We start from the raw sequence: 25494 nt of genomic DNA, 5'->3' as shown, positions 1-25494 counted from the left end.
GGCGTCGGCGGGAGAGGGCGTGCGGACAGGGACGCGGGGAGCCCGGAGGACGCGGCGGGGCCAGCGGGTGGAGTGTGCCGTTCCGGGCGCCGGGCTGCTGGACGCGGTGCGGCGCAGCCTCGCCGAGACCGGTGGCGAGCCGACCCCCGCGCGCGTCGCGGCGGCGCTCCGCGCCCAGGGGCGGCTGCTCGGGGACAGCGCGGTGCTCGGCGTGGTCGAGGCGCTCCGGTCCGAACTGGTCGGTGCGGGGCCGCTGGAGGCCCTGCTCGCCGACCCGGAGGTCACGGACGTCCTGGTGACCCGGCCCGACGAGGTGTGGGTGGACCGGGGTCGGGGTCTGGAGCGGACGAGCGTGCGCTTCCCCGACGCCGGGGCGGTGCGCCGTCTGGCCCAGCGGCTGGCGACCTCGGCCGGACGCCGTCTCGACGACGCCAGGCCCTGGGTCGACGCCAGGCTGCCCGACGGCACGCGGCTGCACGCGGTGCTGCCGCCCGTGGCCGTGGGTTCGACGTGCCTGTCCCTGCGGGCGGTGCGGCCCCGGGCGTTCTCGCTGGACGAGCTGGTGGCGGCGGGCACGGTGCCACCCGGTGGCGAGCGGCTGCTGCGCGCGGTGCTGGACGCCCGGTTGTCGTACGTGATCAGTGGCGGCACCGGCTCGGGGAAGACGACGCTGCTCTCCACGCTGCTCGGCCTCGTCGGGCCCGAGGAGCGGATCGTGCTCGCCGAGGATTCGGCGGAGCTGCGTCCCGACCACCCCCATGTGGTGCGGCTGGAGTCCCGTCCCGCGAACCAGGAGGGCGTGGGCCGCGTCGAGCTGCGCGACCTGGTGCGTCAGGCCCTGCGGATGCGTCCCGACAGGCTCGTCGTCGGTGAGGTGCGGGGCGCCGAGGTGACCGACCTGCTCGCCGCGCTGAACACGGGACATGAGGGCGGCTCGGGCACGGTCCATGCCAACGCCGCCGCGGACGTCCCCGCGCGCCTGGAGGCGCTGGGCACCACGGCCGGGCTCGACCGGGCGGCGCTGCACAGCCAGTTGGCCGCGGCGCTGGACGTGGTCGTCCACCTGGTGCGGGACCGGAGGGGCCGCCGGAGGATCGCCGAGATCCATGTCCTGGAGCGCGACCGCGAGGGCCTGGTGACCACGGTCCCGGCCGCCGTGTGGAGCGGGCGTGCCGACAGAGCCGCCTCGCGGCGGACGGGCGGGGGCGGACTGGCCGGAGGCTTCGAGAAGGAGCGCGGCTGGCCGGAGCTGGAGCGGCTGTGCCTGCGCGGCGAACGGGAGGGCGAGCCGGAGGCGCTGTGCGGGGTCGGCGCGGACGTGGGCCGGGTTGGAGCCGGTGCCAGGTCCGGTGCCGGGCGCGGTGCTGGGCCCGATGCCGGGGTCGTGGTGGGAAGGAGCGGGCGATGACGGGGGCAGGGGGACCGGTGATTCCGGGTGCGGAGGCGACACCGGTGTACGCGGCGATGCTGTGCGCGGGAGCGGCGGCATGGCTGATGGTGGGGCACGACGACGGGGTGCGGCGGGCGCGGCTGCTGCTGGCAGGCGGAGGAGAGCCGGCCACCCCGGGGCCCCGGGCGCTGGAGCCGCCCGGGTGGCTGAGGGAGCTGGTGGCCTTGTTCCGGCAGCGGGTCGGAGGGCGGGTCGGCCGTGAGGGCTGGTGCCTTCCGGTGGCGGTGCTGGCGGCCGTGCTGGGGGAGTCCGTGCTGCCGCTGCTCGCGGGTGCCGTGGCCATGCCCTGTGTGCGGCGCTGGCTGAGGCAGCGGGAGCGGCGTGGCGCGGCGGAAGCGCGGGAGATGGCCGTCGTGGAGCTGTGCGCCGCCGTCTCGGGCGAGTTGAGGGCCGGGTGGCAGCCCGACAGGGCGCTGCTCTCGGCGGGTGCCACGGTGACGCGCGGATTCGGGGAGCCGGGCGCCGCGCTGCTCGCGGCGGCCCGCTTCGGCGGCGACGTTCCCGGGGCGCTGCGGGACGCGGCGCGAGAGCCCGGTGCCGAAGGGCTGCGGGGCGTCGCCGCCTGCTGGCAGGTCGCGGTCGAGGGCGGTGCGGGCCTGGCCGAGGGACTGGACCGTACGGCGGCGGCGCTGCGGGCCAGGAGGGACCAGCGCGAGGAGCTGCGGGCGCAGTTGGCCGGCCCCCGGGCGACGGCCGTGGTGCTGGCGCTGCTGCCCCTGTTCGGGCTGCTGCTCGGCAGCGCGATGGACGCCGATCCGCTCGACGTTCTGCTGCACAGCCCGGCGGGGCTCGCGTGCCTGGTTGCCGGGGCGCTTCTGGAGTGGGCGGGGCTGGCCTGGGTCGCGCGGATCGTCCGCGCGGCGGAGGGCGAGGACGGAGGGACGTCGTGACGGGGCCGTGGCCGGGGCCCGGCGGTTTCCCCGGCCTGTGGACGGTGCTCGCGGCGCTCGGCGGGTCCGGGTGCGTGGTGGCTTCGGCCGTCGGCTGGCGGCGCGAGAGAGGCGTGCGACGAAGGGTGACGGCGGTGCTGGGCGTACGGGCAGGGCCGGGTGACGGCGAGCGTGCCGCGAGGGGACCGGGGCCGGGGGCACGCGGCGCGGACGGCTTCATGGCGAGGCGGGTGGCGCGATGTCGGGGGTGGCCGTGGAAGGAGGGAGCGGGCGCGATGGGCGCCGCGGCGTTCGCGGTGGTGATGCTCGGCGGGGTCTGGGGCTGGTTCCTCGGCGCGGTCGGCGCGTATGCCGCGTGGCGCTGGTTGCGGGGCCGGACGGCCGAGCGCGGGCGTGGCGGCGAGGCGGCGGCCGAGGCGCGGGTGGCGGAGGCCCAACTTCCGCTGACCGCCGATCTGATGGCCGCGTGTCTCGCGGCCGGTGCCGGGCCCGGCCAGGCGGCCGAGGCGGTCGGCCGTTCAGTCGGAGGCCCGCTCGGGACGCGGCTGACCCGGGCGGCGACGGAGCTGCGGCTCGGCGGTGAACCGGAGGCCGTGTGGGGCCGGTTCGGGGCGCAGCCGTGGAGCGCGGGGTTCGCCCGCTGCCTGGAACGGGCCGGCACGACGGGGGCCCCGGCCGTGGAGACGGTGACCCGGCTCGCCGACGAGCTGCGCCGCCAGCAGGCGCGCCAGGCGATAGGCCGCGCCCGCCGGGCCTCCGTGCTGGTGACGGGCCCGCTGGGGCTGTGCTTCCTGCCCGCCTTCCTGGTGGTCGGGGTGGCACCGGTGGTGCTGGGACTCGCGCGTTCGCTCTGGTGAGCGGCCCGGGAGGGTGCGAGAGGCGTGACGGAGACATGAGGGAGACGCGAAAGGCAGGGAGGAGCAGGGATGTTGGCGAGGGTGCGCAGGGCATGGCGCGTGGCGCGCGGCGAGGCGGGAGACAGGGGGATGAGCACGGCTGAGTACGCGGTGGGCACGGTGGCCGCGGCGGGCTTCGCGGCGGTGCTCTACAAGATCCTGACCTCGGGTGCGGTGAGCGCTGAGATGCAGCAGTTGATCGAGCGGGCGCTCAGTGTGCGGACCTGACGACGGTGGCGGACGTGAGCGCGGACGCGGACGCGGGCGCGGGCGTGGGCCTGAGCGGCGTCGGTTCGACCCGAGTGCGGGCTATGTGACGGCGGAGGCCGCGGTCGTCATCCCGGCACTGGTCCTCTTCGTGGCGGGCCTGCTGTGGGGCGTGATGGCGTCCGTCGCCCGGATCCAGTGCGTCGACGCCGCGAGGGCGGGCGCACGGGCGGTGGCACGGGGCGAATCGCCGGAGAGCGTACGGGCTGTCGTACGAAAGACCGGACCGGCCGGGGCGTCCGTCGAGACGAGCGGGGAGGGAGAGCTGGTACGGGTCACGGTCCGCGCGCGGGCAACGGGCCCGGGGCCCTTGGCCGTACGGCTGACGGAGCAGGCGGTCGCGTCGAGGGAGGGAGCGGGAGGAGAGAGCGGCGGCGCGGAGGGAGCGAGGACGGACGGGGGCATGGGCGCGGCCCCGGACACGGACGTGGGTGCGGACGCGGACGCGGACGCGGGTGCCGGGAGGACGGAAGCGGGTGCCGACGCGGAGACGGACACGGGCAAGGACGCGGAGACGGGCAAGGGCGGGGGTGCGCATGGGCATGCCGATGCGGACACGGACACGGATGCGGACCGGGGCACGGAGACGGACGGGCACACGGACGGAGACCTGGACATACGCGGGAGTGGGGGTACGGACGGCGGCACGGAGACGGGTGCGGACGACGGGGGTGGGCGTACGGCCTCGGGCGCCGGTACGGGCTCGTAGGGCGGGGCGCGGCGGTGAGCGGGGCTCCGTGACGGTGTGGGCGGCGTTGAGCGCGGTGGCGTTGTGCGGGGTGTTCGGCACGGTGCTCGGGCTCGGTCAGGCCGTCGCGGTACGGCATCGGGCGGGCGGAGCGGCCGACTTGGCCGTGCTGGCGGCGGCCGACCACGCCCTGGAGGGCGAGGGCCGGGCCTGCGCGCGGGCCCGGCGGGTGGCGGAGGCGCAGGAGGCGCGGGTGGTCCGTTGCGCGGTGCGGGGCGAGGTCGCCGACCTGGTCGCGGAGGTGAGCTGGGGACCGTACGGGCCCCGGGTGCGGTCGCGGGCGGGGCCCGTGGACCTGGTGGAGGACGGGACCACGTAGGCCGGTGGTGCTACGGGGCGGAGGAGAGGAGCTGGGTGAGGAGGCGGATGGCGCCGCGCTTGTGGAGGGGGTCGTTGGCGTTGCCGCACTTGGGCGACTGGATGCACGAGGGGCAGCCCGCCTCGCAGTCGCAGGCGGCGATGGCGTCCCGGGTGGCGGTGAGCCAGTCGCGGGCGGTGTGGAAGGCGCGTTCGGCGAATCCGGCGCCGCCGGGCTGGCCGTCGTAGACGAAGACCGTGGGAAGGAGGGTGTCCGGGTGCTGGGCGATGGAGACGCCGCCGATGTCCCAGCGGTCGCAGGTGGCGAAGAGCGGGAGGATGCCGATGGAGGCGTGCTCGGCGGCGTGCAGGGCGCCCGCGAGGATCTCGGGGTTGATCCGGGCGGCATCGAGCTGGTCCTCGGTGACCGTCCACCAGACGGCGCGGGTGCGCAGGGTGCGCGGAGGGAGGTCGAGTTTCGTCTCGCCGAGGACTTCGCCGGTCATCAGGCGGCGGCGCAGATAGGAGACGACCTGGTTGGTGACCTCGACGGAGCCGTAGCACAGGCGGGCGTCGCCCCAGGGGATCTCGGCCTCGGTCTCCAGGATGGTGAGCGACGTCGTGTCGCGGGCCATCGTCGTCCACGGTGGGCTGGCCTCGTCGACGAGCGCGGCGGAGTCCTCCAGGTCGAAGTGCCGGACGACGTAGGTGCGGCCCTGATGGAGGTGCACGGCGCCGTCGTGGACGGTGGTGTGGGCGGCCGCCGCGTCCACCGTGCCGAGCAGCCGCCCGGTGTCCGCCTCCACGATCTGGACCGGCTTGCCGCCGCTGCCGCGGATGTCGGTGAGGTCCGCCGCGCGCTCCTTGCGGGTCCAGTGCCAGGCGGTGCCCCTGCGGCGGAGCAGCTTGCGCTGTTCGAGCTTGCCCAGGAGCGCGGCCGTCTCGGGCCCGAAGAGGTCGAAGTCGTCCTCGGTGAGGGGGATCTCGGCTGCGGCTGCGCAGAGGTGAGGAGCGAGGACGTACGGATTGTGCGGGTCGAGGACGGTGGTCTCGACAGGGGTGCGGAAGAGAGAGTCGGGGTGGTGGACGAGGTAGGTGTCCAGGGGTTCGTCGCGGGCGACGAGGATGGCGAGCGCGCCCTGGCCGGCGCGGCCCGCGCGTCCGGCCTGCTGCCAGAGGGAGGCACGGGTGCCCGGATATCCGGTGATGAGGACGGCGTCCAGGCCTGAGATGTCGATGCCGAGTTCGAGGGCGTTGGTGGCGGCCAGGCCGAGCAGTTCGCCGCTGTGGAGGGCGCGTTCCAGGGCGCGGCGCTCCTCCGGGAGGTAGCCGCCCCGGTAGGCGGCGATACGGGAGGAGAGGTTCACGTGCCTCCCGCGGCCACCCTCGCCTGCGCCGCCCGTGCCGTCGGTGCCGCCCGTGCCGTCCAGAGCGCCGTCCCCGCTTCCGGACCCGTCCCTGCCCCCGGACCCGTCCCCGCTTCCGGACCCGGTCCCGGGCAGGGGGATGCGGGGCGCAGGGATCGCGGAGAGGCGGTCCTGGGCGATGAGGGAGATCAGCTCGGCGCCGCGGCGGGAGCGGACGAAGGCGACGGTGCGGACGCCCTGGACCGCGAGGTCGGTGAGGAGGTCGGCGGTCTCGGCGGTGGCGGTGCGGCGGACGGGGGCGCCGCGTTCGCCCTCCAGGTTGGTGAGGGGCGGCTCCCACAGGGCGAAGACCAGTTCGCCCCTGGGGGAGGTGTCCTCGGTGATCTCGACGGCCCGGTGGCCGGTGAGGCGGGCCGCGGCCTCGCCGGGGTCGGCGGCCGTGGCGGAGGAGAGGAGGAAGACGGGGTCGGAGCCGTAGCGGGCGCAGATCCGGCGCAGGCGGCGGATGACCTGGGCGACGTGGGAGCCGAAGACGCCGCGGTAGGTGTGGCACTCGTCGATGACGACGTAACGCAGGGCGCGCAGGAAGGAGGACCAGCGGGCGTGCGCGGGGAGGATGCCGCGGTGGAGCATGTCCGGGTTGGTGAGGACGTAGTTCGAGAAGAGGCGGACCCACTCGCGTTCCTCGAAGGGCGTGTCGCCGTCGAAGACGGCGGGGCGTACGGCTTTGCCGAGGGGGCGGGCCAGTTCGGCGACGGCGCGGCGCTGGTCGGCGGCGAGGGCCTTGGTCGGGGCGAGGTAGAGGGCGGTGGCGCCCCGGCCGTTCGGGGCCTCGGAGCCGTCGAGGACGGTGCTGAGGGCCGGGACGAGGTAGGAGAGCGACTTGCCCGAGGCGGTGCCTGTGGCGACGATCACTGAATTGCCGTCGAGGGCGTGTTCAGCGGCGCGCGCCTGGTGCTCCCAGGGGCGGTCGATGCCCGCCGCGCGTACGGCTTCGATCACTTCTGGCCGGATCCGCTCAGGCCAATCCGCATGGCGACCGCTCCGCGGGGGCAAGTGCTCCGTATGGGTGATGCGCCCAGCGCGGTGCTCCCCCTCGGCGAGGCGGGCGAGCACGTCGCGGGGGGTGTCGCGGGAAGCCTTGCGGGTGAGCACGGACCGGGGGCGTATGCCTGCGGACCGTGTCGGCTCTTCGTTGGCCATCGGTACCGAGTGTGTCACTGGCGAGACGGACAATGGCTGCAAGGCGTCGTACTCGCCTGCTGGTAAGTGATTGAATGCTTCTGCGGCTGCCGATCCGTCCCCTGCCTTTGGGGGCACCTCCCTCCGTCAGGCAGGGGGAGGGAGAACCGAGGGGGCTGACCGCTCGATAGCAAGGTGCTGGAGGATCTGTGGACCTGTCCCTGTCGACCCGTACCGTAGGCGATCGCACGATCGTCGAGGTCGGTGGCGAGATTGATGTATACACCGCGCCCAAGCTGCGCGAGCAGCTCGTCGAGCTCGTGAACGATGGGAGCTACCACCTCGTCGTGGACATGGAGGGCGTCGACTTCCTGGACTCCACGGGGCTTGGCGTGCTCGTCGGCGGACTCAAGCGGGTCCGTGCCCATGAGGGCTCTCTGCGTCTGGTCTGTAACCAGGAGCGCATTCTCAAGATCTTCCGTATCACCGGTCTGACCAAGGTGTTCCCCATCCACCAGTCGGTCGATGAGGCCGTGGCCGCGACCGACTGAGTCGTTCTTGCGCACGCGCCGTCCAGGCGCGCGTGCGAGTTCACGGTTGATTGGGAACGCGTGAGCGGGGGTACCGGGTCTGTGAGTCCCGCAGCCCGGTCCCCGCGCAGGACACAGGGAAGACCGAGGGGGATGGCATGGCCACCGTGGAACTCCTATTCAGCGCGCTGCCGGAGCATGTCCGGACGGCGCGACTGGTGGCTGCCGCCGTGGCACGGCGGTCCGGGGTGGACGAGGCCGTGCTCGACGAGGTGCGCCTCGCCGTGGGTGAGGCGTGCACACGCGCCGTCGGACTGCACATGAGCAACGGGGTGGAGACCCCGGTGCGCGTGGCGCTGATCGAGGACGAGAAGAAGTTCTCGATCGAGGTCGGCGACGACGCCCCGCATCCGCGTCTCGCCACGTCGTCCGCGGCGGCCACGGCCCACGCGGCGTCGGCCCACGCGAGCGCGGCGACGGGCGGCCCCGAGGGCAACGGGGTGGTGGAGGCCGAGGGCGCTCTGCTGCCCGGCGCGCGGGACGAGATCCCCGAGCCGGCCCCCGAGGAGGACGAGGGCGACGGCGAGATGGGTCTCGCCGTGATCAGCGGCCTCGTGGACGACGTCGAGGTCTCCGCCGACGAGAACGGCGGAGTGATCAAGATGAGCTGGCCGACAGCGCCGGAGTCCGTCCTGCCCTGAGAGGGCCGAGTGAGCTGAGACAACTGAGAGATCTTCGAGGCCTTCGCGGTCTCCGAGATCTTCGAGACCTCCGAGGCCTTTGAGACCTCCGAGGCCTCCGAGATCTTCGAGAGATCTGAGACGGACCCGCCAGGTCCGTGGTCGAGACGCCCGCCGTATCCACGGCGGGCGTTTTCGATCTTCTGTGCCTTTCCCCGGCCGCTCCCACGGTACTTCAGCCCTACTTTCACGCAGGTTCTGACCAGCGATTTCACCGGCTTTCTTGATCCCCGTTGATCGCAGAAGAGATCATTTTCCCGGCGTCAGTTGAATTTGCGGCTTCCCTCATGCGAGGGAATTATTCGGTGCCGCTCCGGCCGATCTTCGCCGCTCGGGGCGAATTCCCGCTGCTGCGCTCTGTTTTGATCTAGTGGCGCTCCCTACAATCCGTCCACATCTTTGCAGCAGGACGCGCCTGAGCGTGCTTGCGCGCGCCCATGTGCCAAACGTCAAGGAGGACGAATGGCGGGGCATCTCAGCCCACTTCAGAACTCCCAGCATCTGGCCGACGCCGCCGAGCTGACGAGCGGCAACCGTGGTCTCGTGATCGTGATCGCGGTTGTCGCCCTGGCAGCCCTCGGCGTCGCGCTGGTGCTGGTACGACAAGTGCTCGCCGCCGGCGAGGGCACGGACAGCATGAAGAAGATCGCATCGGCGGTCCAGGAAGGCGCGAATGCCTACCTGGCACGGCAGTTGCGCACCCTCGGCGTATTCGCCGTCGTGGTGTTCTTCCTGCTCATGCTGCTGCCCGCGGACGATATGAAACAGCGGATCGGCCGTTCGTTGTTCTTCCTGGTCGGTGCGGCGTTCTCCGCCGCCACCGGCTATATCGGCATGTGGCTCGCGGTGCGCAGCAATGTACGAGTGGCGGCTGCGGCGCGTGAGGCGACTCCGGGCGAAGGCGAGCCCGCGGCGGACCTCACGACCGTTTCGCACAAGGCGATGAAGATCGCTTTCCGTACGGGCGGCGTCGTCGGCATGTTCACCGTCGGCCTCGGACTTCTCGGTGCGGCCTGCGTCGTGCTCGTCTACGCCGCGGACGCGCCCAAGGTCCTGGAGGGCTTCGGGCTCGGTGCCGCGCTGATCGCGATGTTCATGCGTGTCGGCGGCGGCATCTTCACCAAGGCCGCGGACGTCGGCGCCGACCTCGTCGGCAAGGTCGAGCAGGGCATTCCCGAGGACGACCCGCGCAACGCGGCCACGATCGCGGACAACGTCGGCGACAACGTCGGCGACTGCGCCGGGATGGCGGCCGACCTCTTCGAGTCGTACGCGGTCACGCTCGTCGCCGCGCTGATCCTCGGCACCGCAGTGTTCGGCAACGAGGGGCTGGCGTTCCCGCTGCTCGTTCCGGCCATCGGCGTGCTCACCGCGATGATCGGCGTGTTCGTCGTCGCGCCGCGGCGCTCCGACCGCAGCGGCATGACCGCGATCAACCGGGGTTTCTTCATCTCGGCGGGCATCTCGCTGGTGCTCGTGGCGGTGGCGGCGTTCGCGTATCTGCCGTCCAGCTACGCCGACTTGAAGGGCGTCTCCGGCAGCGACGCGAAGGAGATCCTCGGGCACGACGGGGACCCCCGCGTGCTGGCCGTCGTCGCCGTCGCGATCGGCATCGTGCTGGCCGCCGTGATCCAGCAGCTCACCGGCTACTTCACGGAGACCACGCGCAAGCCCGTGCGCGACGTCGGCAAGACCTCGCTGACCGGCCCGGCCACCGTCGTCCTGTCCGGGATCTCGCTCGGTCTCGAATCCGCCGTCTACACCGCGCTGTTGATCGGCCTGAGCGTCTACGGCGCGTTCCTGCTCGGCGGCGGCACCGTGATGCTCGCGCTGTTCGCGGTCGCGCTCGCGGGTACCGGCCTGCTCACGACCGTCGGCGTCATCGTCGCGATGGACACCTTCGGGCCCGTCGCCGACAACGCGCAGGGCATCGCCGAGATGTCCGGGGACGTCGAGGGCGCGGGCGCGCAGGTCCTCACCGACCTGGACGCGGTCGGCAACACCACCAAGGCGATCACCAAGGGCATCGCCATCGCCACGGCCGTGCTCGCCGCCGCCGCGCTCTTCGGCTCGTACCGTACGGAGCTGGCCAAGGCTCTCGCCGAGGCGGATCAGCACGCGGGCAAGATGCTGGAACTGGTGGACATCGCGCAGCCCAGCACGCTGGTCGGGCTGATGTTCGGGGCCGCGGTCGTCTTCCTCTTCTCGGGGCTGGCGATCAACGCGGTCTCCCGCTCGGCGGGCGCGGTGGTCTACGAGGTGCGGCGGCAGTTCCGGGAGAAGCCCGGGATCATGGACTACACCGAGAAGCCCGAGTACGGCCGCGTCGTCGACATCTGCACCAGGGACGCGCTGCGCGAGCTGACGACCCCGGGTCTGCTGGCGGTGATGGCGCCGATCCTCGTCGGGTTCACCTTCGGCGTGGGCGCGCTCGCCGCGTTCCTCGCGGGCGCGATCGGCACGGGCACGCTGATGGCGGTCTTCCTGGCCAACTCGGGCGGTGCCTGGGACAACGCCAAGAAGCTCGTCGAGGACGGTCACCACGGCGGCAAGGGCAGCGAGGCCCACGCCGCGACGGTGATCGGCGACACGGTCGGTGACCCCTTCAAGGACACGGCCGGCCCGGCGATCAACCCGCTGCTGAAGGTCATGAACCTCGTCGCGCTCCTCATCGCCCCCGCCGTCGTGAAGTTCAGCTACGGCGAGGACAAGAGCGTCGGCCTCCGGGCCGCTGTGGCGGTGGTCTCCGTCGTGGTGATCATCGCCGCGGTCTACGTCTCGAAGCGCCGCGGCATCGCGGTGGGTGAGGAAGACAACAGCGAAAGGATCGCCAAGTCCTCCGACCCGGTGGCGGCCTCCTAGCCGCCGTTCGGCGGACACGCGGCGCGAGCTGCGACAACTGAGAGGCGGGCGGGGCGCGTTGGCGCCTCGTCCGCCTTTCGTGTGATCGGACGGTGTGCCGCCTGTGCGTTTGGTGCAAATGGCTGTAATCCCGGATGGAAGATTCACTCGACTCGTCGTGAGCCCCTCTCCGGCGTGTATGTTCCGGGCCGAACAGCCATGGAAGGGACCGATCCGGTGAACAAGAAGCTTGCGGCTGCACTGTCCGGCTGTGCGGCACTCGTACTCGCGCTGACGGGTTGCAGCGACGACAGCGGCAAGAAGACGGATGACTGGGCCAAGAAGGTCTGCGACGACATGCAGACCCAGGTCAAGAAGATCCAGGAGGCGAACGCCTCGCTCGCCAAGGTGAACCGGGGGCAGAACTCCCCCGAGGAGGTCAAGAAGGCCGACGCGGCCGCCTTCCAGAAGGTCTCCGACGCGTACGGCTCGCTGGCCGCGTCGTTCAAGGAGGCGGGCGCTCCGCCCGTCGACGGCGGCGAGAAGACCCAGAAGGACGTCGTCGCCGAGCTGGACAGCCTCTCCAAGGGCTACGCCGACCTGAAGAAGAAGGCGGACAAGCTCAACCCCGACAAGGGCTTCGACAAGGGCCTGGAGGAGATCGCCACCAAGCTCGGCGAGCTGGGCAAGGGCGGCGCCAAGGCCTTCGACAAGCTCGGCAAGGGCGACCTGGGCAAGTCGATGACGAACCAGGAAGGCTGCAAGAAGCCGACGGGGGCGCCCTCGGGGCCCGCGGCGGACTGATCTCCGCCCCGCGCCCCGTGAGCCCGCCCTCGCCGTGAGCCCGCCCTCGCCGTGGCGACGGGAGAAGGGCGGGCCGGCGTCGGGGAGAATGAGCCCGTGATCGACAACGCCCTTCCCGTGGTCCAGGACGAGAACGTACGGCGGCTGCGCGAGGCCCTGAGCGCCGCGCGGTTCACCGCGGACGGGTTGCTGGAGCTGCTCGGCGCGCCCGCGTACGCGGCGCTCGCGCGCGGAGAGACCGTGCCCGCGCTGCGCGCCACCCGCGGCGACGGGCCCCTGGAGACGCTCGTACGCCTCTTCCTCCTCCAGCAGCCCGCCCCGTACGTGAGCGTCGCCGCCGTGCTGCCCGCCGAGGAGGCGCTCGCGGACGGCTGGCTGGAGCGCACGGCGGGCCGTGCGGGCCGTGTGGGCGGCGCGGGGGAGAACCAGGGCGAGCTGTGCGCGACCGTGGATGTACGGCCGTACAGCGGGCCCGAGGGCGAGGACTGGTGGATCGTCTCGGACCTCGGCTGCGCCGTCGGGGGCGCGAGTGGCAGTGCGGAGCGGCGCGAGGACGTCGTGCTCGGCGTCGGCGGCGCCTCGACGACGCTGGCCGGGATCATGGTCCGCAGGCCCGTCGGACGGGCGCTCGACCTCGGGACCGGGTCCGGGGTCCAGGCGCTGCACGCGTCACGTTTCGCCACCCACGTCACGGCCACGGACCTCAACCCGCGCGCGCTGGACTTCACGCGCCTCACGCTCGCGCTCTCCGGCGCCCCGGCGGCCGAGCTGCGCGAGGGCGCCCTCTTCGCGCCCGTCGCCGACGAGGAGCCGTACGACCTGATCGTCTCCAACCCGCCCTTCGTGATCTCTCCCGGAGCCCGTCTGACGTACCGGGACGGGGGCATGAGCGGGGACGATCTGTGCCGCACGCTCGTCCGCGAGTCCGTCGGGCGCCTGACGCAGGGCGGCTACTGCCAGGTGCTCGCCAACTGGGAGCACCGGGAGGACGAGGACTGGCGCGACCGGGTCTCGGCCTGGGTGCCGTCCGGCTGCGACGCGTGGATCGTGCAGCGCGAGGTGCAGGACGTCACGCAGTACGCGGAGCTGTGGCTGCGGGACGCGGGCGACCACCGCGCTGTCCCCCAGACTTCGTCCGGGAGGTACCCCCAGGCCACCTACGCCGAGCGGTACGACGCCTGGCTCGACGAGTTCGCGGCGCGCGGCACCAAGGCCGTCGGCTTCGGCTGGATCACCCTGCGCCGTACGGAAGCGGAACGTCCGTCAGTGATCGCGGAGGAGTGGACGCACCCGGTCGAACAGCCGCTCGGCGAGGTGATCCGCGCCCACTTCGAACGCCAGGACTTCCTGCGCAGGACCGACGACGCCGAGCTGCTCGACCACCACTACGCCCTCGCGGACGAGGTCGTGCAGGAGCAGATCGGGCTGCCCGGCGCGGAGGATCCGGAATATGTGGTGCTGCGCCAGAACCGGGGCATGCGGCGCGCGACGACCGTGGACACGGTGGGCGCCGGCTTCGCGGGCGTGAGCGACGGCTCGCTCAGCGCGGGGCGGATTCTGGACGCCATCGGACAGCTTCTCGGCGAGGACGTGACGGAACTGCGCGCCCGTACGCCCGCCTCGATCCGGCTCCTGGTCGAACAGGGCTTCCTCACCCCCGTCGACGTGCCGCGGAGCTAGCGGGCGGGCGGGGCTCGGGGCCCGCAGCTCAGCCCGAGAGGTTCCGGGCCACCGCCCACGCCACCGCGGCCGTGAGCAGCGCCAGCGTGCCGCGCCGGCCCAGGTCCGGGCTGTAGCGGCGGCCGCGCAGCCCCTCGTAGAGCCAGCGCCCCGAGAAGTACGCGGCGGCGGGCAGGCCGAGGAGGAGCAGGGCCGCGTTGTCGTGCAGCGCGGCGGAGAAGTCGCCGTGCATCAGGTCGTACGCCATGCGCGTACCGCCGCAGGCGGGGCAGAGCAGTCCGGTGGCCCAGTTGAAGGGGCAGCGGGGCAGCCAGTGGCCGCCCTCGTGCGGATTGGTGCCGAACAGATACACGGCACCGCCCGCCGCCACCGTGGCGGCGGCGAGCGGCGGTGCGGCCGGATGCCGTACGGCGGCGCGGACGCGGGCGATGAAGGGGCTGGGGACTGGCTTCTTCACCGCGGGGTCATTGTTTCCCCCGTGAATCCCCCCGTGATTTTTACCCCCGCTTTGACCCCCGTGATGCCGCGCCACCGTTTTCTCCGGGCGCATGTCAGCCACGCAGAACGCGGCCGTCCTTGTCCGTGCGGCTGTCGCTGGTGAGGAAGATGATTCCGTCGACCAGGGACCAGATGCCCATTCCACCGCAGGTGAAGAGCTGGGCGATGCCCATGCCGACGTGGCCGGTGTAGAACCGGCCTATGCCGAGGCCGCCGACGAAGAGCTGCAGCACTCCGGCGACGATCTTCGACTTGTTCGAGAGCGGGCGGCCGTAGGCGTCGTAGCCGTACGGGGCGTTCGGGTCGTAGCCGGCGGGCGCGCCCATCTGGGCGCCCATGCCCTGCTGGGGGTAGCCGTAAGCGGGCTGGCCAGGGGCGGCGCCGGGCTGCTGGGCGTAGGGGTTCTGTCCCGGGTCCTGCGGGTAGCCGTAACCGGGCTGGTTGGGATTGGACACCTGGTCCTCCGAGGTCGAGCGGTACCTGAAAGCCCGAGACATGTTGCCAGAGTCACCGGGCGGCAGGATGGCTGGTTGTCGGGTTACCGTTCGAGTGGCGTTGCGGACTTTTCCCGTTTGACATGGGGGCGGGAGGTACCGTCACACTCCGCAGCGACACTGATGCAGAACCGATACCGGACCGCAGTAACCACAGCCGACCGAGAGAAGAGCGAAGTTGTCCCCGACCCACGAGACCGCAAACGGTGGGCGCCGACTCGTGATCGTCGAGTCCCCTGCCAAGGCTAAGACGATCAAGGGCTATCTCGGCCCTGGCTACGTGGTCGAGGCCAGCGTCGGGCACATCCGCGACCTTCCGAACGGTGCGGCGGAGGTCCCCGCGAAATACAAGGGCGAGTCGTGGGCGCGCCTCGGCGTAAATGTGGATCACGACTTCGAACCGCTGTATGTCGTGAACAGCGACAAGAAGGATCAGGTCAAGAAGCTGAAGCAGCTTCTGGCCGAGTCCGACGAGCTCTTCCTCGCCACCGATGAGGACCGCGAGGGCGAGGCCATCGCCTGGCATCTGCGCGAGGTCCTCAAGCCCAAGGTCCCGGTCAAGCGGATGGTCTTCCACGAGATCACCAAGGACGCGATCCAGACCGCGGTCCGCAATCCCCGCGACCTGAACCAGCGCCTGGTCGACGCGCAGGAGACCCGCCGCATCCTCGACCGTCTGTACGGTTACGAGGTCTCGCCGGTCCTGTGGAAGAAGGTCATGCCGCGGCTGTCGGCGGGCCGCGTGCAGTCCGTGGCGACCCGGCTCGTGGTCGAGCGGGAGCGCGAGCGGATGGCGTTCCGCTCCGCCGAGTACTGGGACCTGACCGGCACGTTCGCGACGGGGCAGGCGGGGGATGCCTCGGCCGCCGCGGGCGACCCGGGGACCTTCGGCGCCAGGCTCACGACCGTCGACGGGCGCCGCGTGGCGCAGGGCCGCGACTTCGGTGCCGACGGGCAGCTCAAGGCCCCCGGACGGGATGACGGGTCGGTGCTGCACCTGGACGAGGCGAACGCGCGTGCGCTGGCCGCCGCGCTGGAGGACACGGCCTTCGCGGTCCGCTCCGTCGAGTCCAAGCCGTACCGCCGCTCGCCGTACGCGCCGTTCCGGACGACCACGCTCCAGCAGGAGGCCAGCCGCAAGCTGGGCTTCGGCGCGAAGTCCACGATGCAGGTCGCCCAGAAGCTGTACGAGAACGGCTTCATCACGTACATGCGTACGGACTCCACGACGCTCTCCGACACCGCCGTGCAGGCCGCCCGGGCGCAGGTCACGCAGCTCTACGGCAGCGAGTACCTCCCGGACAGGCCGCGGACGTACGCGGGCAAGGTCAAGAACGCGCAGGAGGCGCACGAGGCGATCCGCCCCTCGGGGGACCGTTTCCGCACCCCGGCCGAGACGGGCCTGACGGGCGACCAGTTCAAGCTCTACGAGCTGATCTGGAAGCGGACCGTCGCCTCCCAGATGAAGGACGCCGTCGGCCAGTCGGTCACCGTCAAGGTCGGCGGACGCTCCGCCGACGGGCGGGACGCCGAGTTCAGCGCGACCGGCAAGATCATCACCTTCCACGGCTTCCTCAAGGCCTACGTCGAGGGCGCCGACGACCCGAACGCCGAGCTGGACGACCGCGAGCGGCGCCTCCCGCAGGTCGCCGAGGGCGACCCGCTGTCCGCGACCGAGATGTCGGTCGACGGCCACGCGACCAAGCCTCCGGCCCGCTACACCGAGGCCACGCTGGTCAAGGAGCTGGAAGAGCGCGAGATCGGCCGCCCGTCGACGTACGCGTCGATCATCAGCACCATCCTCGACCGGCGGTACGTCTTCAAGAAGGGCACGGCCCTGGTGCCGTCCTTCCTGAGCTTCGCCGTGGTCGGGCTGCTGGAGAAGCACTTCGGCCGCCTGGTCGACTACGACTTCACGGCCAAGATGGAGGACGACCTCGACCGCATCGCCGCCGGGAACGCGGAGGCGATCCCGTGGCTGCGCCGCTTCTACTTCGGCGAGGAGAGCGAGGGCACGGTCAACGGGACGGCGGCCGACTCCGGCAACGGGGACGGCGACCATCTCGGCGGTCTGAAGGAACTGGTGTCCGACCTCGGCGCGATCGACGCCCGCGGCGTCTCCTCGTTCCCCGTGGGCGAGGGCATCACGCTCCGCGTCGGCCGGTACGGGCCGTACGTCGAGGGCCCCAGCGAGACGGAGGGCGAGCCCGGACAGCGCGCCGACGTCCCGGACGACCTGCCGCCGGACGAGCTGACCGTCGAGTACGCGAAGGAGCTGCTGGCCAAGCCCACCGGCGACTTCGAGCTGGGCACCGACCCGGAGAGCGGCCGGCCGATCGTCGCGCGCGACGGGCGGTACGGGCCGTACGTCACGGAGGTGCTGCCCGAGGGCACGCCCAAGACGGGCAAGAACGCGGTCAAGCCGCGGACGGCCTCCCTGTTCCGTTCGATGTCGCTGGACACGATCACTCTTGAGCAGGCGCTCAGGATCCTCGCGCTGCCCCGCGTCGTCGGGACCGACCCCGAGTCGGGCCAGGAGATCACCGCGCAGAACGGCCGCTACGGGCCGTACATGAAGAAGGGCACCGACTCGCGCTCCCTGGAGAGCGAGGAGCAGATCTTCACGATCACGCTGGAACAGGCCCTGGAGATCTACTCCAAGCCCAAGCAGCGCGGCCGTGCCGCGGCCAAGCCGCCGCTCAAGGAGCTGGGCACCGACCCGCAGACCGAGAAGCCGGTGGTCGTCAAGGACGGCCGGTTCGGTCCGTACGTGACGGACGGCGAGACGAACGCGACCCTGCGCCGGGACGACGACGTCGAGACCATCACGCCGGAGCGCGGTTTCGAGCTGCTCGCCGAGAAGCGGGCCAAGGGCCCCGCCAAGAAGGCGGCGAAGAAGGCTCCGGCCAAGAAGACGGCCGCGAAGAAGACGGCGGCCAAGAAGGCCCCCGCGAAGAAGACCGCGGCCAAGAAGACGACGGCGAAGAAGACCACCGCCAAGAAGACGGCCACGGCCAAGAAGGCCACCGCCGCGAAGAAGGCGTCTTCGGACGAGTGACGGCGGCGTCTTCCGGCGAGTGACGGCGGCGTCTTCGGACGGGTGACGACGGCCGACGGCGCCCACTTCCCTCCGCACCGTCGGCAGACGGTGCGGAGGACCCGTGACGGACACGTGGGGAACAACCGTCCCGTTGCCGTTCGCACGGGGCGGAATCCGGGGAACCGGGCACTTGTTCGGGGGCGCGGCAACCTGTCGGTCACTCCCTATACGCTGGCGGAATGACCGGTGCAGAGCAGCCAACGGGCGCGGACCACACCCCCCACGACGCCCCCGACGACTCCCTCGCCGCGGAATCCCGTGAGAACGCGGTCGGCGCGCTCCTGCGCTTCCCTCCGTTGCGACGGTTGTGGAGCGCGCAGTTCACGAGCGGCATCGGCGACATGCTGGCACTCCTGGTGCTGCTGTTGCTCACGATGCAGGCCGCCGCCGTACGGTCGGCCGCAGGTGACCCCCTCTTCGGCGGCGGGTACCGCGGCATGGCCTTCGTCGTCGCCGCGGTGTTCGGGGTGCGGCTGCTGTCCACGCTGCTGTTCGGCGCTGTCCTGCTGGGCCCGGTCTCCGCGCTGGTGAACCGGGGGCCGGACCGGGACGGTTCGGGCCAGGGCGGTCCGGGCCGGGGCGGTCCGGGCCGGGAGAAGAAGATCCTCGACCGCCGCTGGACCATGTTCGGCGCCGATGTGCTGCGGGCGCTCGCACTGATCGTCGCGCCCCTGTGGATCGACTGGACGGCGGGCAGCGCGTTCGCGGTCCTGCTCGTCACCGTCTTCGTCACGGGCGCCGCCGAGCGCCTCTCGACCGTCACCCGGGACAGCGCGGCGCCCGCGCTGCTGCCCGCGGCCCCGCCCGAGGGCGTGGCCGTACGGCCGCTGCCCGACCACCACGACGCGCTGCGCCGCCTCTGGCTCCGTACGAGCTTCGTGGCGCTCCCGCTCGCGGCGGCGGCACTGGTCGCCGTCACCCTGGTGAGCAACCTGCTGGGCGCCGGGATCGACTGGTTCGGCTCCCACCAGGCCGCCCTCGCGTCGTACGTCGCGGCGGGGCTCTTCGCCGCGGCCGCCTCGGTCGTCTATTTCCTGGAGCTGCCCGACACCACGACGCCCCGCCCCCGCTCGCCCCTGGAGGGGCTGCGCAGGCCGCGGACCGCCTCCGGCAGCGGCACCGACAAGGGGCGTACGGGCGCCATTCCGCTGCTCGTGCTCGCCAGCGCCGCCGTCGCCGGGGCCGTCGCCTCGGCCGTCGCGCTCGCCCCGCTGCACGCGGCCGACCTGGGCGGCGGCCCCGTCACCTTCGGCCTGCTCGTGGTCCTGCTGACGGGCGGCACGGTCGCGGGGATCCGCCTCGCGCCCCGTACGCTCCCGTCGCTCTCCCGGCGCCGGCTGCTCTCCCTCGCCCTGTCCTGCACCGGCGTCGCGCTGCTCGCGGCCGGGCTGGTGCCCGACACGGCGACCGTGCTCGGCCTCGCGCTGCTCGCGGGCGTCTCGGCGGGCGTCGCCGCCAACACCGGGCACACGCTGCTCGACCAGGAGACCGAGGACCACCGGCGCGCCCGTACGACCGAGCACCTCCAGGCCGCCGCGCGGCTCGCGCTCGCCGTGTGCGCGCTCGTCGCGCCTGTACTGGCCGCGCTGATCGGGCCGCACCGGGTCGAGCAGGGCGAGTTCGTCTTCGACCACGGGGGCGCGTCGTTCACGCTGATGCTCGTCGGCGCCCTGCTGCTGCCCGTCGCCGCGCTCTTCCTGAGCCGCGCCGACGACCGCCAGGGCGTGTCGCTGCGGCGCGACCTGCGCGAGGCGTTCGGCGGCGGCCAGCCCGTCCAGGCACCGGCCGCCACGGGCTTCTTCATCGCCCTGGAGGGCGGTGACGGCGCGGGCAAGTCCACCCAGGTCGAGACCCTCGCCGAATGGATCAGGGGCAAGGGCCACGAGGTCGTCGTCACCAAGGAGCCCGGCTCGACGCCGATCGGCAAGCGGCTCCGCTCGATCCTTCTGGACGTCTCCTCCGCCGGACTCTCGCACCGCGCGGAGGCACTGCTCTACGCGGCAGACCGCGCCGAGCACGTCGATACGGTCGTCCGCCCCGCCCTGGAGCGCGGCGCCGTCGTCATCTCCGACCGCTACATCGACTCCTCCGTCGCCTACCAGGGCGCGGGGCGCGACCTGTCGCCGACCGAGATCGCCCGTATCTCCCGCTGGGCCACGGACGGCCTGGTGCCCCATCTGACGGTGCTGCTCGACGTCTCCCCGGAGACCGCGCGGGAGCGCTTCACGGAGGCGCCGGACCGGCTGGAGTCGGAGCCCGCCGAGTTCCACCAGCGGGTGCGGGCCGGATTCCTGACGCTCGCCGCCGCCGACCCCGCGCGCTACCTCGTCGTGGACGCGGGCCAGGAGCCGGAGGCCGTCACCACGGTCGTACGGCACCGGCTCGACCAGGTGCTGCCCCTGTCCGAGGCCGAGAAGAAGGCCCAGGAGGAGGCCCGTCAGCGGGCCGAGGAGGAGGCGCGCCGCAAGGCCGAGGAAGAGGCCGCGCGGAAGGCCGAGGAGGAGCGCCTGGAGCGCGAGCGCCAGGAGCAGTTGGAGAAGCTCCGCCGCGAGGAGGAGGAGCGCAAGAAGCGCGAGGCCGAGCTGGAGCGCCAGCGCGAGGAGGCCCGGCGCGCGGAAGAGGCCCGCAAGCAGGCCGAGGAGGCCCGGCGGATCGCCGAGGAGGAGCGCCAGCGCCGGGAGGCCGAGGAGCGCGTCCGCCAGGAGGAGCAGGAGCGGCTGCGCCGCCAGCACGAGGAGGAGACCCGGCTGCGGGCCGAGGCCGAGGAGCGGCGGCTGGAGAAGCAGCGCAAGGCCGAGGAGGCGCTGGTCCGCGCGGAGCAGGCACGCGCCGAGCAGGCCAGGGTCGAGCAGGCCAGGGCCGAGCAGGAGCGCGCCGAACGCGAGCGGGCCGAGCGCGAGCGGGCCGAGGAGGCGCGGCGTGCTGAGCAGGCCGAACAGGAGCGGGCCCGGCAGGCCCAGGCACAGGCACAGGCCGCGGCGCCGTACACGATGCGGAAGGAGCAGGGCCCGGACTCCGGTATCGGCTCCGGCTCCGGCTCCGGCCCCGCGCTGAACCCCGACGGGACCGAGGCGGACACGGCACAGCTCCCCCAGGTGGCGCCCGGGGGCACGCCGGACGCGGAGGAGACCGCGCTGCTCCCCCAGGCCCAGATGCCGTCGGACGCCGAGGAGACGGCCCTCCTCCCGCAGGCCCAGGTCCAGCCGGAGCCTCAGGCCGAGCCCCAGCCGTACGAGCCGACGGATGCCGAGGAGACGGCGATGCTGCCGCACTTCCAGGAGCCGGACGAGGCGTACGACGAGGGCCGCGAGCGCGACCGTACCCACGAGCTGCCGCGCCCCGAGTGGGCCGAGGAGACCCCGCTGGACGACGTCCCGTCGCTCGCGGACGAGCTGCTCGGGCCGCACGGGGACGGGACCGGGGACGAGGACGAGGGCCGGGACAAGGGCTCCGGGCGCGGCTGATCGCCCACGGCCCCGGTGGGAGCTGGTTGTCAGTGGCGTCCGTGAGAATGGAAGCCGTACGTCACGCACGGCGCGGAAGGGAGGGCTGAGCCCATGGCGGTCTGGGACGACGTGGTCGGCCAGGAGCGGGCCACGGCGCAGCTCGGCGCCGCCGCCCGGGACGCGGACGCGTATGTCACGGCCGAGGCGGCGGGCCGGGGCAGCGCGGTGCTGTCCGGCTCGTCGATGACCCACGCCTGGCTGTTCACCGGCCCGCCCGGCGCGGGGCGTGCCGCAGCGGCGCGCGCGTTCGCCGCCGCGCTCCAGTGCGTCAGCCCGGACCGCGCGCTCGGCGGAGCGCCGGGCTGCGGCTTCTGCGAGGGCTGCCACACGGCGATGGTGGGGACGCACGCCGATGTCGAGGTCGTCCGCACCGACCTGCTGACCATCGGCGTGAAGGAGACCCGCGACCTGGTGCGCAGGGCCCAGATGTCGCCCGCGGGCGGCCGCTGGCAGGTCATCGTGCTGGAGGACGGCGACCGCCTCACCGAGGGCGCGGGGAACGTGCTGCTGAAGGCCGTCGAGGAGCCCGCTCCCCGCACCGTATGGCTGCTGTGCGCGCCGTCGACGGAGGACGTGCTGCCGACGATCCGTTCGCGCTGCCGCCACCTCGCGCTCCGTACGCCCCCGGTGGACGCCGTCGCCGACCTGCTGATGCGGCGGGACGGCATCGAGCCGGAGATGGCGGCGTACGCGGCCCGGGCCACCCAGGGCCACATCGACCACGCCCGCCGTCTGGCCACCGACGAGCGCGCCCGGGCGCGGCGCGAGGCCGTGCTCAAGCTGCCGGGCCGGGTGGACGACGTGGGCGGGGCGCTGCGCGCGGCCCAGGAGCTGATCGACGCCGCGACGGAGGACGCCAAGCAGGTCGCCGAGGAACTGGACGCCAAGGAGACCGAGGAGCTGCGCGCGGCCCTGGGCGGCTCCGAGGGCAAGCGGATGCCGCGCGGCACGGCGGGCGCGATGAAGGAGCTGGAGGACAAGCAGAAGCGCCGCTCGACCCGTACGCAGCGGGACTCGCTCGACCTCGCGCTCACCGACCTCACGGGCTTCTACCGGGATGTGCTGGCCCGCCAGTTGGGCTCCGACGTCGCCCTCGCGCACACGGAGAGCGCCGAGACGATCGGCCGTCTGGCGTCCACCTCGGGGCCCGAGCAGACGCTGCGCCGGATAGAGGCGGTGCTGGAGTGCCGCCAGGCGCTGGACCGGAACGTGGCGCCGTTGCTGGCGGTCGAGTCGATGACGATGGCACTGCGGGCGGGCTGACGCCGGGCCTCTGCCTCCGCGTCCGTCTCCGGCCCGGCCCGGCCCGGCCCGCCCGGCCCGGCCCTCGGTCACTCGTCCGAGGAGGAGGGGCGGGCGCCCCCGCATGGTCCGTACGCCCCCGGATACGCTCCCCAGGACGCGCCGCGAGCGAAGGGATCCGCCCATGCAGCCCAGTGACACCAGGCGCACGACCGGGAGCGTGCGCCGGGCCTCCCGTGCGGGGAGGGCGACGGCGGCGCTCGCGACGGCCGTGGTGGCGCTGTCGGCTCTGTCAGCGCTCTCGGGCTGCTCGGACGAGGGCTCGCCCGCCGAGCCCCGCGCGAACGCGTCGGCGCGCGGCGCCACCGCGGGCGCCGACGCGCCCCGGCTCAAGCCCCTCCCCGCCGGGATCCCGAAGGAGCTGAAGCCGTACTACGCGCAGAAGCTGGAGTGGCGCCCGTGCGGCGCCGCGGGCTCGGGGGACTTCCAGTGCGCCGAACTGCGCGTCCCGCTGGACTACGCGCACCCCGGGGACGGGAGCGGGGACGGGGACCGGGACGGCGGCGATCTGCGCCTGGCCGTGACCCGTAAGAAGGCCGAGGGCGGCAAGAAGGACCGCATCGGCTCCCTCCAGGTCAACCCGGGCGGCCCCGGCGGCTCCGCGGTCGACTACGTCGAGCAGGCCGCCGGACTCGCGTACCCGCCCGAGGTGCGCAAGCGGTACGACATCGTCGGCATGGACCCGCGCGGCGTCGCCCGCAGCGAGCCCGTCGAGTGTCTGAGCGACCGCCAGATGGACGCCTTCACGCGCACCGACCAGACACCCGACAGCCGCGCGGAGACCCGCCGCCTGACGTCCGCGTACGAACGCTTCGCGAAGGGCTGCGAGGGGCGTACGGGCAAGCGGCTCGGTCATGTCTCGACGACCGAGGCGGCGCGCGACATGGACGTGCTGCGGGCGGCGCTCGGCGACAAGAAGCTGCACTACGTCGGCGCCTCGTACGGCACGTACCTCGGGGCCTACTACGCCGGCCTCTTCCCCCAGCGCTCCGGGCGCCTCGTGCTGGACGGCGCGATGGACCCCACGCTCTCGTCCCTGCGGGTCAACCGGGAGCAGACGGCGGGCTTCGACACCGCGTTCCGGGCGTTCGCACGCGACTGCGCGGAGCGCGACGACTGCCCGCTCGGCACGGGCGGCGTGAAGGAGGCCGGGCGCGAGCTGAGCGCCCTCTTCAAGAAGATCGACGCCGACCCGGTCCGTACGGACGACGACTCCCGGAAGCTCACGGAGTCCCTCGCGACGACGGGCGTGATCCGCGCGATGTACGACGAGGGCTCCTGGCCCACCCTCCGCGAGGCCCTCGCCGCCGCGAAGAAGGGCGAGGGGGCGCCGCTGCTCGCCCTCTCCGACGACTACTTCGAGCGGGGGGCCGACGGCAAGTACACCAACATCATGTTCGCGAACCCGGCCGTGAACTGCCTGGACCTCCCCCCGGCGTTCACCTCCTCCGCCGACGTCGAGAAGTCCCTCGCCTCCTTCGAGAAGGCGTCCCCGGTCTTCGGCCGGGGCTTCGCCTGGGCTGCGCTCAACTGCGGCTCCTGGCCGAAGAAGCCCACCGGGCGCCCGCACCACGTCGAGGCCAAGGGCGCGGCCCCCATCGTGGTCGTCGGCACGACCCGCGACCCCGCCACCCCCTACCGCTGGGCCCGCGGCCTGGCCGGCCAGCTCGACTCGGCCCGCCTCCTCACGTACGAGGGCGACGGCCACACCGCGTACCAGCGCGGCAGCAAGTGCGTCGACGAGGCGATCGACGCCTACCTCCTCGACAACCGCCCGCCCAAGGACGGCACCACCTGCTCGTAAGCCCTCCCGACCATGGTCGGGACCACCCCGATAAACCATGTAGACTTATCGCCGCTGCGGCTGCCACGCTGGTCGCACGCAGCCTGCCGCCTTAGCTCAGTCGGCCAGAGCGACGCACTCGTAATGCGTAGGTCAAGGGTTCGATTCCCTTAGGCGGCTCCGTCAGAGCCCAGGTCACGATTTTCGTGGCCTGGGCTCTTTTCTTTGGGGCGGTCAGTGGGTGGGGATCGCCGCGCCCGTTACGTGGATGCGGGGGTCGTTCTCCTGGAGGTCTACTTCCAGGAGGGAGGGGCGGCCCATGTCGTGGCCCTGGTGGAGGGTGAGGCGGGTGGTCGGGGGGACGAGGGAGAGGGCGCGGGCGTAGGCGCCGAAGGCGGCGGCCGCGGCGCCCGTCGCGGCGTCCTCGACCACGCCGCCGACCGGGAACGGGTCGCGGACGTGGAAGACGGTCGGCGATTCGCGCCAGACGAGCTGCACGGTCGTCAGGTCGAGGCGCCGCATCAGGCGGAGCAGGCGGTCGAAGTCGTAGTCCAGGTCGGCCAGTCGTTCGCGGGTGGCGGCGGCCAGGACGAGGTGGCGGACGCCCGCGAAGGCGATCCTCGGGGGGAGTGCGCCGTCGAGTTCGGAGTGGTGCCAGCCGAGGGCCGCCAGGGCCTCCGTGACGTCGGCCGGGGCGGCGTCGTGGAGGCGGGGGACGACGCTGGTGAGGGTGGCCTTGAGGACGCCGTCCTCGGCGCGGACGGTGACGGGGACGTGGCCCGCCGAGGTGTGGAAGCCGAAGTCGCCCTCGCCGTGCAGCTCGCCGAGCGCGACCGCGGCGGCCACCGTGGCGTGGCCGCAGAAGTCCACCTCCGCCTTGGGGCTGAAGAAGCGCAGCGTGTACGAGCGGTCGTCGGCCGGGTCGGGGCCGGGGGTGAGGAAGGCGGACTCCGAGTAGCCGAGTTCGGCGGCGATCGCGACCATGTCGGCGTCGTCGAGGGAGGAGGCGTCGAGGATGACGCCCGCTCCGTTGCCGCCGGCCGGGTCGGTGGTGAACGCCGTGTAGTGGAGTACGTGCGTCGACTTCGGGTTCTGCTTCGTCGTGGGCATGGAGAGATC

The 25494-nt window shown here is 72.9% G+C and carries 19 protein-coding genes and 1 tRNA gene; 16 read left to right on the top strand and 4 right to left on the bottom strand.

Annotated features, from left to right (window positions below; all coding sequences use genetic code 11):
* Nucleotides 1–67: 67 nt before the first annotated feature.
* From ABD343_RS03445 to ABD343_RS03420, 6 genes are all read left to right on the top strand, one after another.
* Nucleotides 68–1408, top strand: coding sequence for a TadA family conjugal transfer-associated ATPase (locus tag ABD343_RS03445; RefSeq protein ID WP_344523776.1), 1341 nt, complete (start codon nt 68–70; stop codon nt 1406–1408).
* Entirely contained in the window at nt 1405–2340 is a 936-nt protein-coding gene (locus tag ABD343_RS03440) for a type II secretion system F family protein (protein ID WP_344523774.1), read from the top strand. Before ABD343_RS03445 ends, ABD343_RS03440 begins: the two co-directional genes overlap by 4 nt.
* Nucleotides 2337–3197, top strand: a complete 861-nt coding sequence (locus ABD343_RS03435; protein ID WP_344523772.1) for a type II secretion system F family protein — start codon at nt 2337–2339, stop codon at nt 3195–3197. Before ABD343_RS03440 ends, ABD343_RS03435 begins: the two co-directional genes overlap by 4 nt.
* Before the next feature lie 69 nt (nt 3198–3266).
* Entirely contained in the window at nt 3267–3464 is a 198-nt protein-coding gene (locus tag ABD343_RS03430) for a DUF4244 domain-containing protein (protein WP_344523770.1), read from the top strand.
* Between the two features lie 85 nt (nt 3465–3549).
* Nucleotides 3550–4212: a TadE family type IV pilus minor pilin gene (locus ABD343_RS03425; RefSeq protein ID WP_344523768.1), complete on the top strand. Its 663-nt coding sequence runs from the start codon at nt 3550–3552 to the stop codon at nt 4210–4212.
* 28 nt (nt 4213–4240) lie between these two features.
* On the top strand, nt 4241–4570 hold the full coding sequence (locus ABD343_RS03420; protein ID WP_344523766.1) for an Rv3654c family TadE-like protein: 330 nt from the start codon (nt 4241–4243) through the stop codon (nt 4568–4570).
* A 10-nt stretch (nt 4571–4580) separates the two neighbouring features.
* Here ABD343_RS03420 and ABD343_RS03415 read toward each other — a convergent pair whose 3' ends face one another.
* On the bottom strand, nt 4581–7118 hold the full coding sequence (locus ABD343_RS03415; protein WP_425578087.1) for a DEAD/DEAH box helicase: 2538 nt from the start codon (nt 7116–7118) through the stop codon (nt 4581–4583).
* Nucleotides 7119–7306: 188 nt separating this feature from the next.
* Here ABD343_RS03415 and bldG point away from each other — a divergent pair, with 188 nt between their 5' ends.
* The 5 genes from bldG (at nt 7307) to ABD343_RS03390 (ending at nt 13692) form a co-directional block, all read left to right on the top strand.
* Nucleotides 7307–7648 (top strand): anti-sigma factor antagonist BldG, encoded by a 342-nt coding sequence (bldG, locus tag ABD343_RS03410; RefSeq protein ID WP_344523762.1) that lies wholly within the window; start codon nt 7307–7309, stop codon nt 7646–7648.
* Between the two features lie 137 nt (nt 7649–7785).
* On the top strand, nt 7786–8328 hold the full coding sequence (locus tag ABD343_RS03405; RefSeq protein ID WP_344523760.1) for an ATP-binding protein: 543 nt from the start codon (nt 7786–7788) through the stop codon (nt 8326–8328).
* A gap of 501 nt (nt 8329–8829) precedes the next feature.
* Nucleotides 8830–11229 (top strand): sodium-translocating pyrophosphatase, encoded by a 2400-nt coding sequence (locus ABD343_RS03400; RefSeq protein WP_344523758.1) that lies wholly within the window; start codon nt 8830–8832, stop codon nt 11227–11229.
* A gap of 216 nt (nt 11230–11445) precedes the next feature.
* A complete protein-coding gene (locus ABD343_RS03395; RefSeq protein ID WP_344523756.1) occupies nt 11446–12012 on the top strand; it encodes a small secreted protein in 567 nt (188 codons plus the stop codon).
* Between the two features lie 96 nt (nt 12013–12108).
* Complete coding sequence (locus tag ABD343_RS03390) at nt 12109–13692, top strand: DUF7059 domain-containing protein (protein ID WP_344523754.1); 1584 nt, start codon at nt 12109–12111, stop codon at nt 13690–13692.
* Nucleotides 13693–13720: 28 nt separating this feature from the next.
* On the opposite strand, the gene ABD343_RS03385 is transcribed toward ABD343_RS03390, so the two are convergent.
* The gene (locus tag ABD343_RS03385) at nt 13721–14149 is read right to left on the bottom strand and encodes a DUF2752 domain-containing protein (RefSeq protein WP_344523752.1); all 429 of its coding nucleotides are present in this window, start codon (nt 14147–14149) and stop codon (nt 13721–13723) included.
* A 94-nt stretch (nt 14150–14243) separates the two neighbouring features.
* A complete protein-coding gene (locus tag ABD343_RS03380; protein ID WP_344523750.1) occupies nt 14244–14645 on the bottom strand; it encodes a TM2 domain-containing protein in 402 nt (133 codons plus the stop codon).
* Nucleotides 14646–14862: 217 nt separating this feature from the next.
* Here ABD343_RS03380 and topA point away from each other — a divergent pair, with 217 nt between their 5' ends.
* The 5 genes from topA (at nt 14863) to ABD343_RS03355 (ending at nt 24555) form a co-directional block, all read left to right on the top strand.
* Nucleotides 14863–17742 carry a type I DNA topoisomerase gene (gene topA, locus ABD343_RS03375; protein WP_344523748.1) on the top strand — a complete coding sequence of 960 codons (2880 nt, stop codon included), beginning with the start codon at nt 14863–14865 and terminating at the stop codon, nt 17740–17742.
* 221 nt (nt 17743–17963) lie between these two features.
* Nucleotides 17964–21248 (top strand): dTMP kinase, encoded by a 3285-nt coding sequence (gene tmk, locus ABD343_RS03370; protein WP_344523746.1) that lies wholly within the window; start codon nt 17964–17966, stop codon nt 21246–21248.
* 93 nt (nt 21249–21341) lie between these two features.
* Nucleotides 21342–22553 (top strand): DNA polymerase III subunit delta', encoded by a 1212-nt coding sequence (locus ABD343_RS03365; protein WP_344523744.1) that lies wholly within the window; start codon nt 21342–21344, stop codon nt 22551–22553.
* Nucleotides 22554–22716: 163 nt separating this feature from the next.
* Nucleotides 22717–24396, top strand: a complete 1680-nt coding sequence (locus ABD343_RS03360) for an alpha/beta hydrolase (RefSeq protein ID WP_344523742.1) — start codon at nt 22717–22719, stop codon at nt 24394–24396.
* 85 nt (nt 24397–24481) lie between these two features.
* Nucleotides 24482–24555 (top strand) — tRNA-Thr (locus ABD343_RS03355).
* 54 nt (nt 24556–24609) lie between these two features.
* On the opposite strand, the gene ABD343_RS03350 is transcribed toward ABD343_RS03355, so the two are convergent.
* Nucleotides 24610–25485, bottom strand: a complete 876-nt coding sequence (locus ABD343_RS03350) for a PhzF family phenazine biosynthesis protein (RefSeq protein WP_344523740.1) — start codon at nt 25483–25485, stop codon at nt 24610–24612.
* Nucleotides 25486–25494: the final 9 nt, after the last annotated feature.

This window comes from Streptomyces albiaxialis, from assembly GCF_039530985.1.
Taxonomy (GTDB): domain Bacteria; phylum Actinomycetota; class Actinomycetes; order Streptomycetales; family Streptomycetaceae; genus Streptomyces; species Streptomyces albiaxialis.
This window is presented reverse-complemented; position numbering and strand designations above follow the sequence as displayed.

What these genes read in the sequence shown, in the direction of transcription:
- ABD343_RS03405 (WP_344523760.1), top strand. Translation starts at nt 7,786, where the DNA reads ATGGCCACCGTGGAACTCCTATTCAGCGCGCTGCCGGAGCATGTCCGG.
- ABD343_RS03440 (WP_344523774.1), top strand. Translation starts at nt 1,405, where the DNA reads ATGACGGGGGCAGGGGGACCGGTGATTCCGGGTGCGGAGGCGACACCG.
- ABD343_RS03430 (WP_344523770.1), top strand. Translation starts at nt 3,267, where the DNA reads ATGTTGGCGAGGGTGCGCAGGGCATGGCGCGTGGCGCGCGGCGAGGCG.
- ABD343_RS03415 (WP_425578087.1), bottom strand. Translation starts at nt 7,118, where the DNA reads ATGGCCAACGAAGAGCCGACACGGTCCGCAGGCATACGCCCCCGGTCC.
- tmk (WP_344523746.1), top strand. Translation starts at nt 17,964, where the DNA reads ATGACCGGTGCAGAGCAGCCAACGGGCGCGGACCACACCCCCCACGAC.
- ABD343_RS03400 (WP_344523758.1), top strand. Translation starts at nt 8,830, where the DNA reads ATGGCGGGGCATCTCAGCCCACTTCAGAACTCCCAGCATCTGGCCGAC.
- ABD343_RS03350 (WP_344523740.1), bottom strand. Translation starts at nt 25,485, where the DNA reads ATGCCCACGACGAAGCAGAACCCGAAGTCGACGCACGTACTCCACTAC.
- ABD343_RS03360 (WP_344523742.1), top strand. Translation starts at nt 22,717, where the DNA reads ATGCAGCCCAGTGACACCAGGCGCACGACCGGGAGCGTGCGCCGGGCC.
- ABD343_RS03365 (WP_344523744.1), top strand. Translation starts at nt 21,342, where the DNA reads ATGGCGGTCTGGGACGACGTGGTCGGCCAGGAGCGGGCCACGGCGCAG.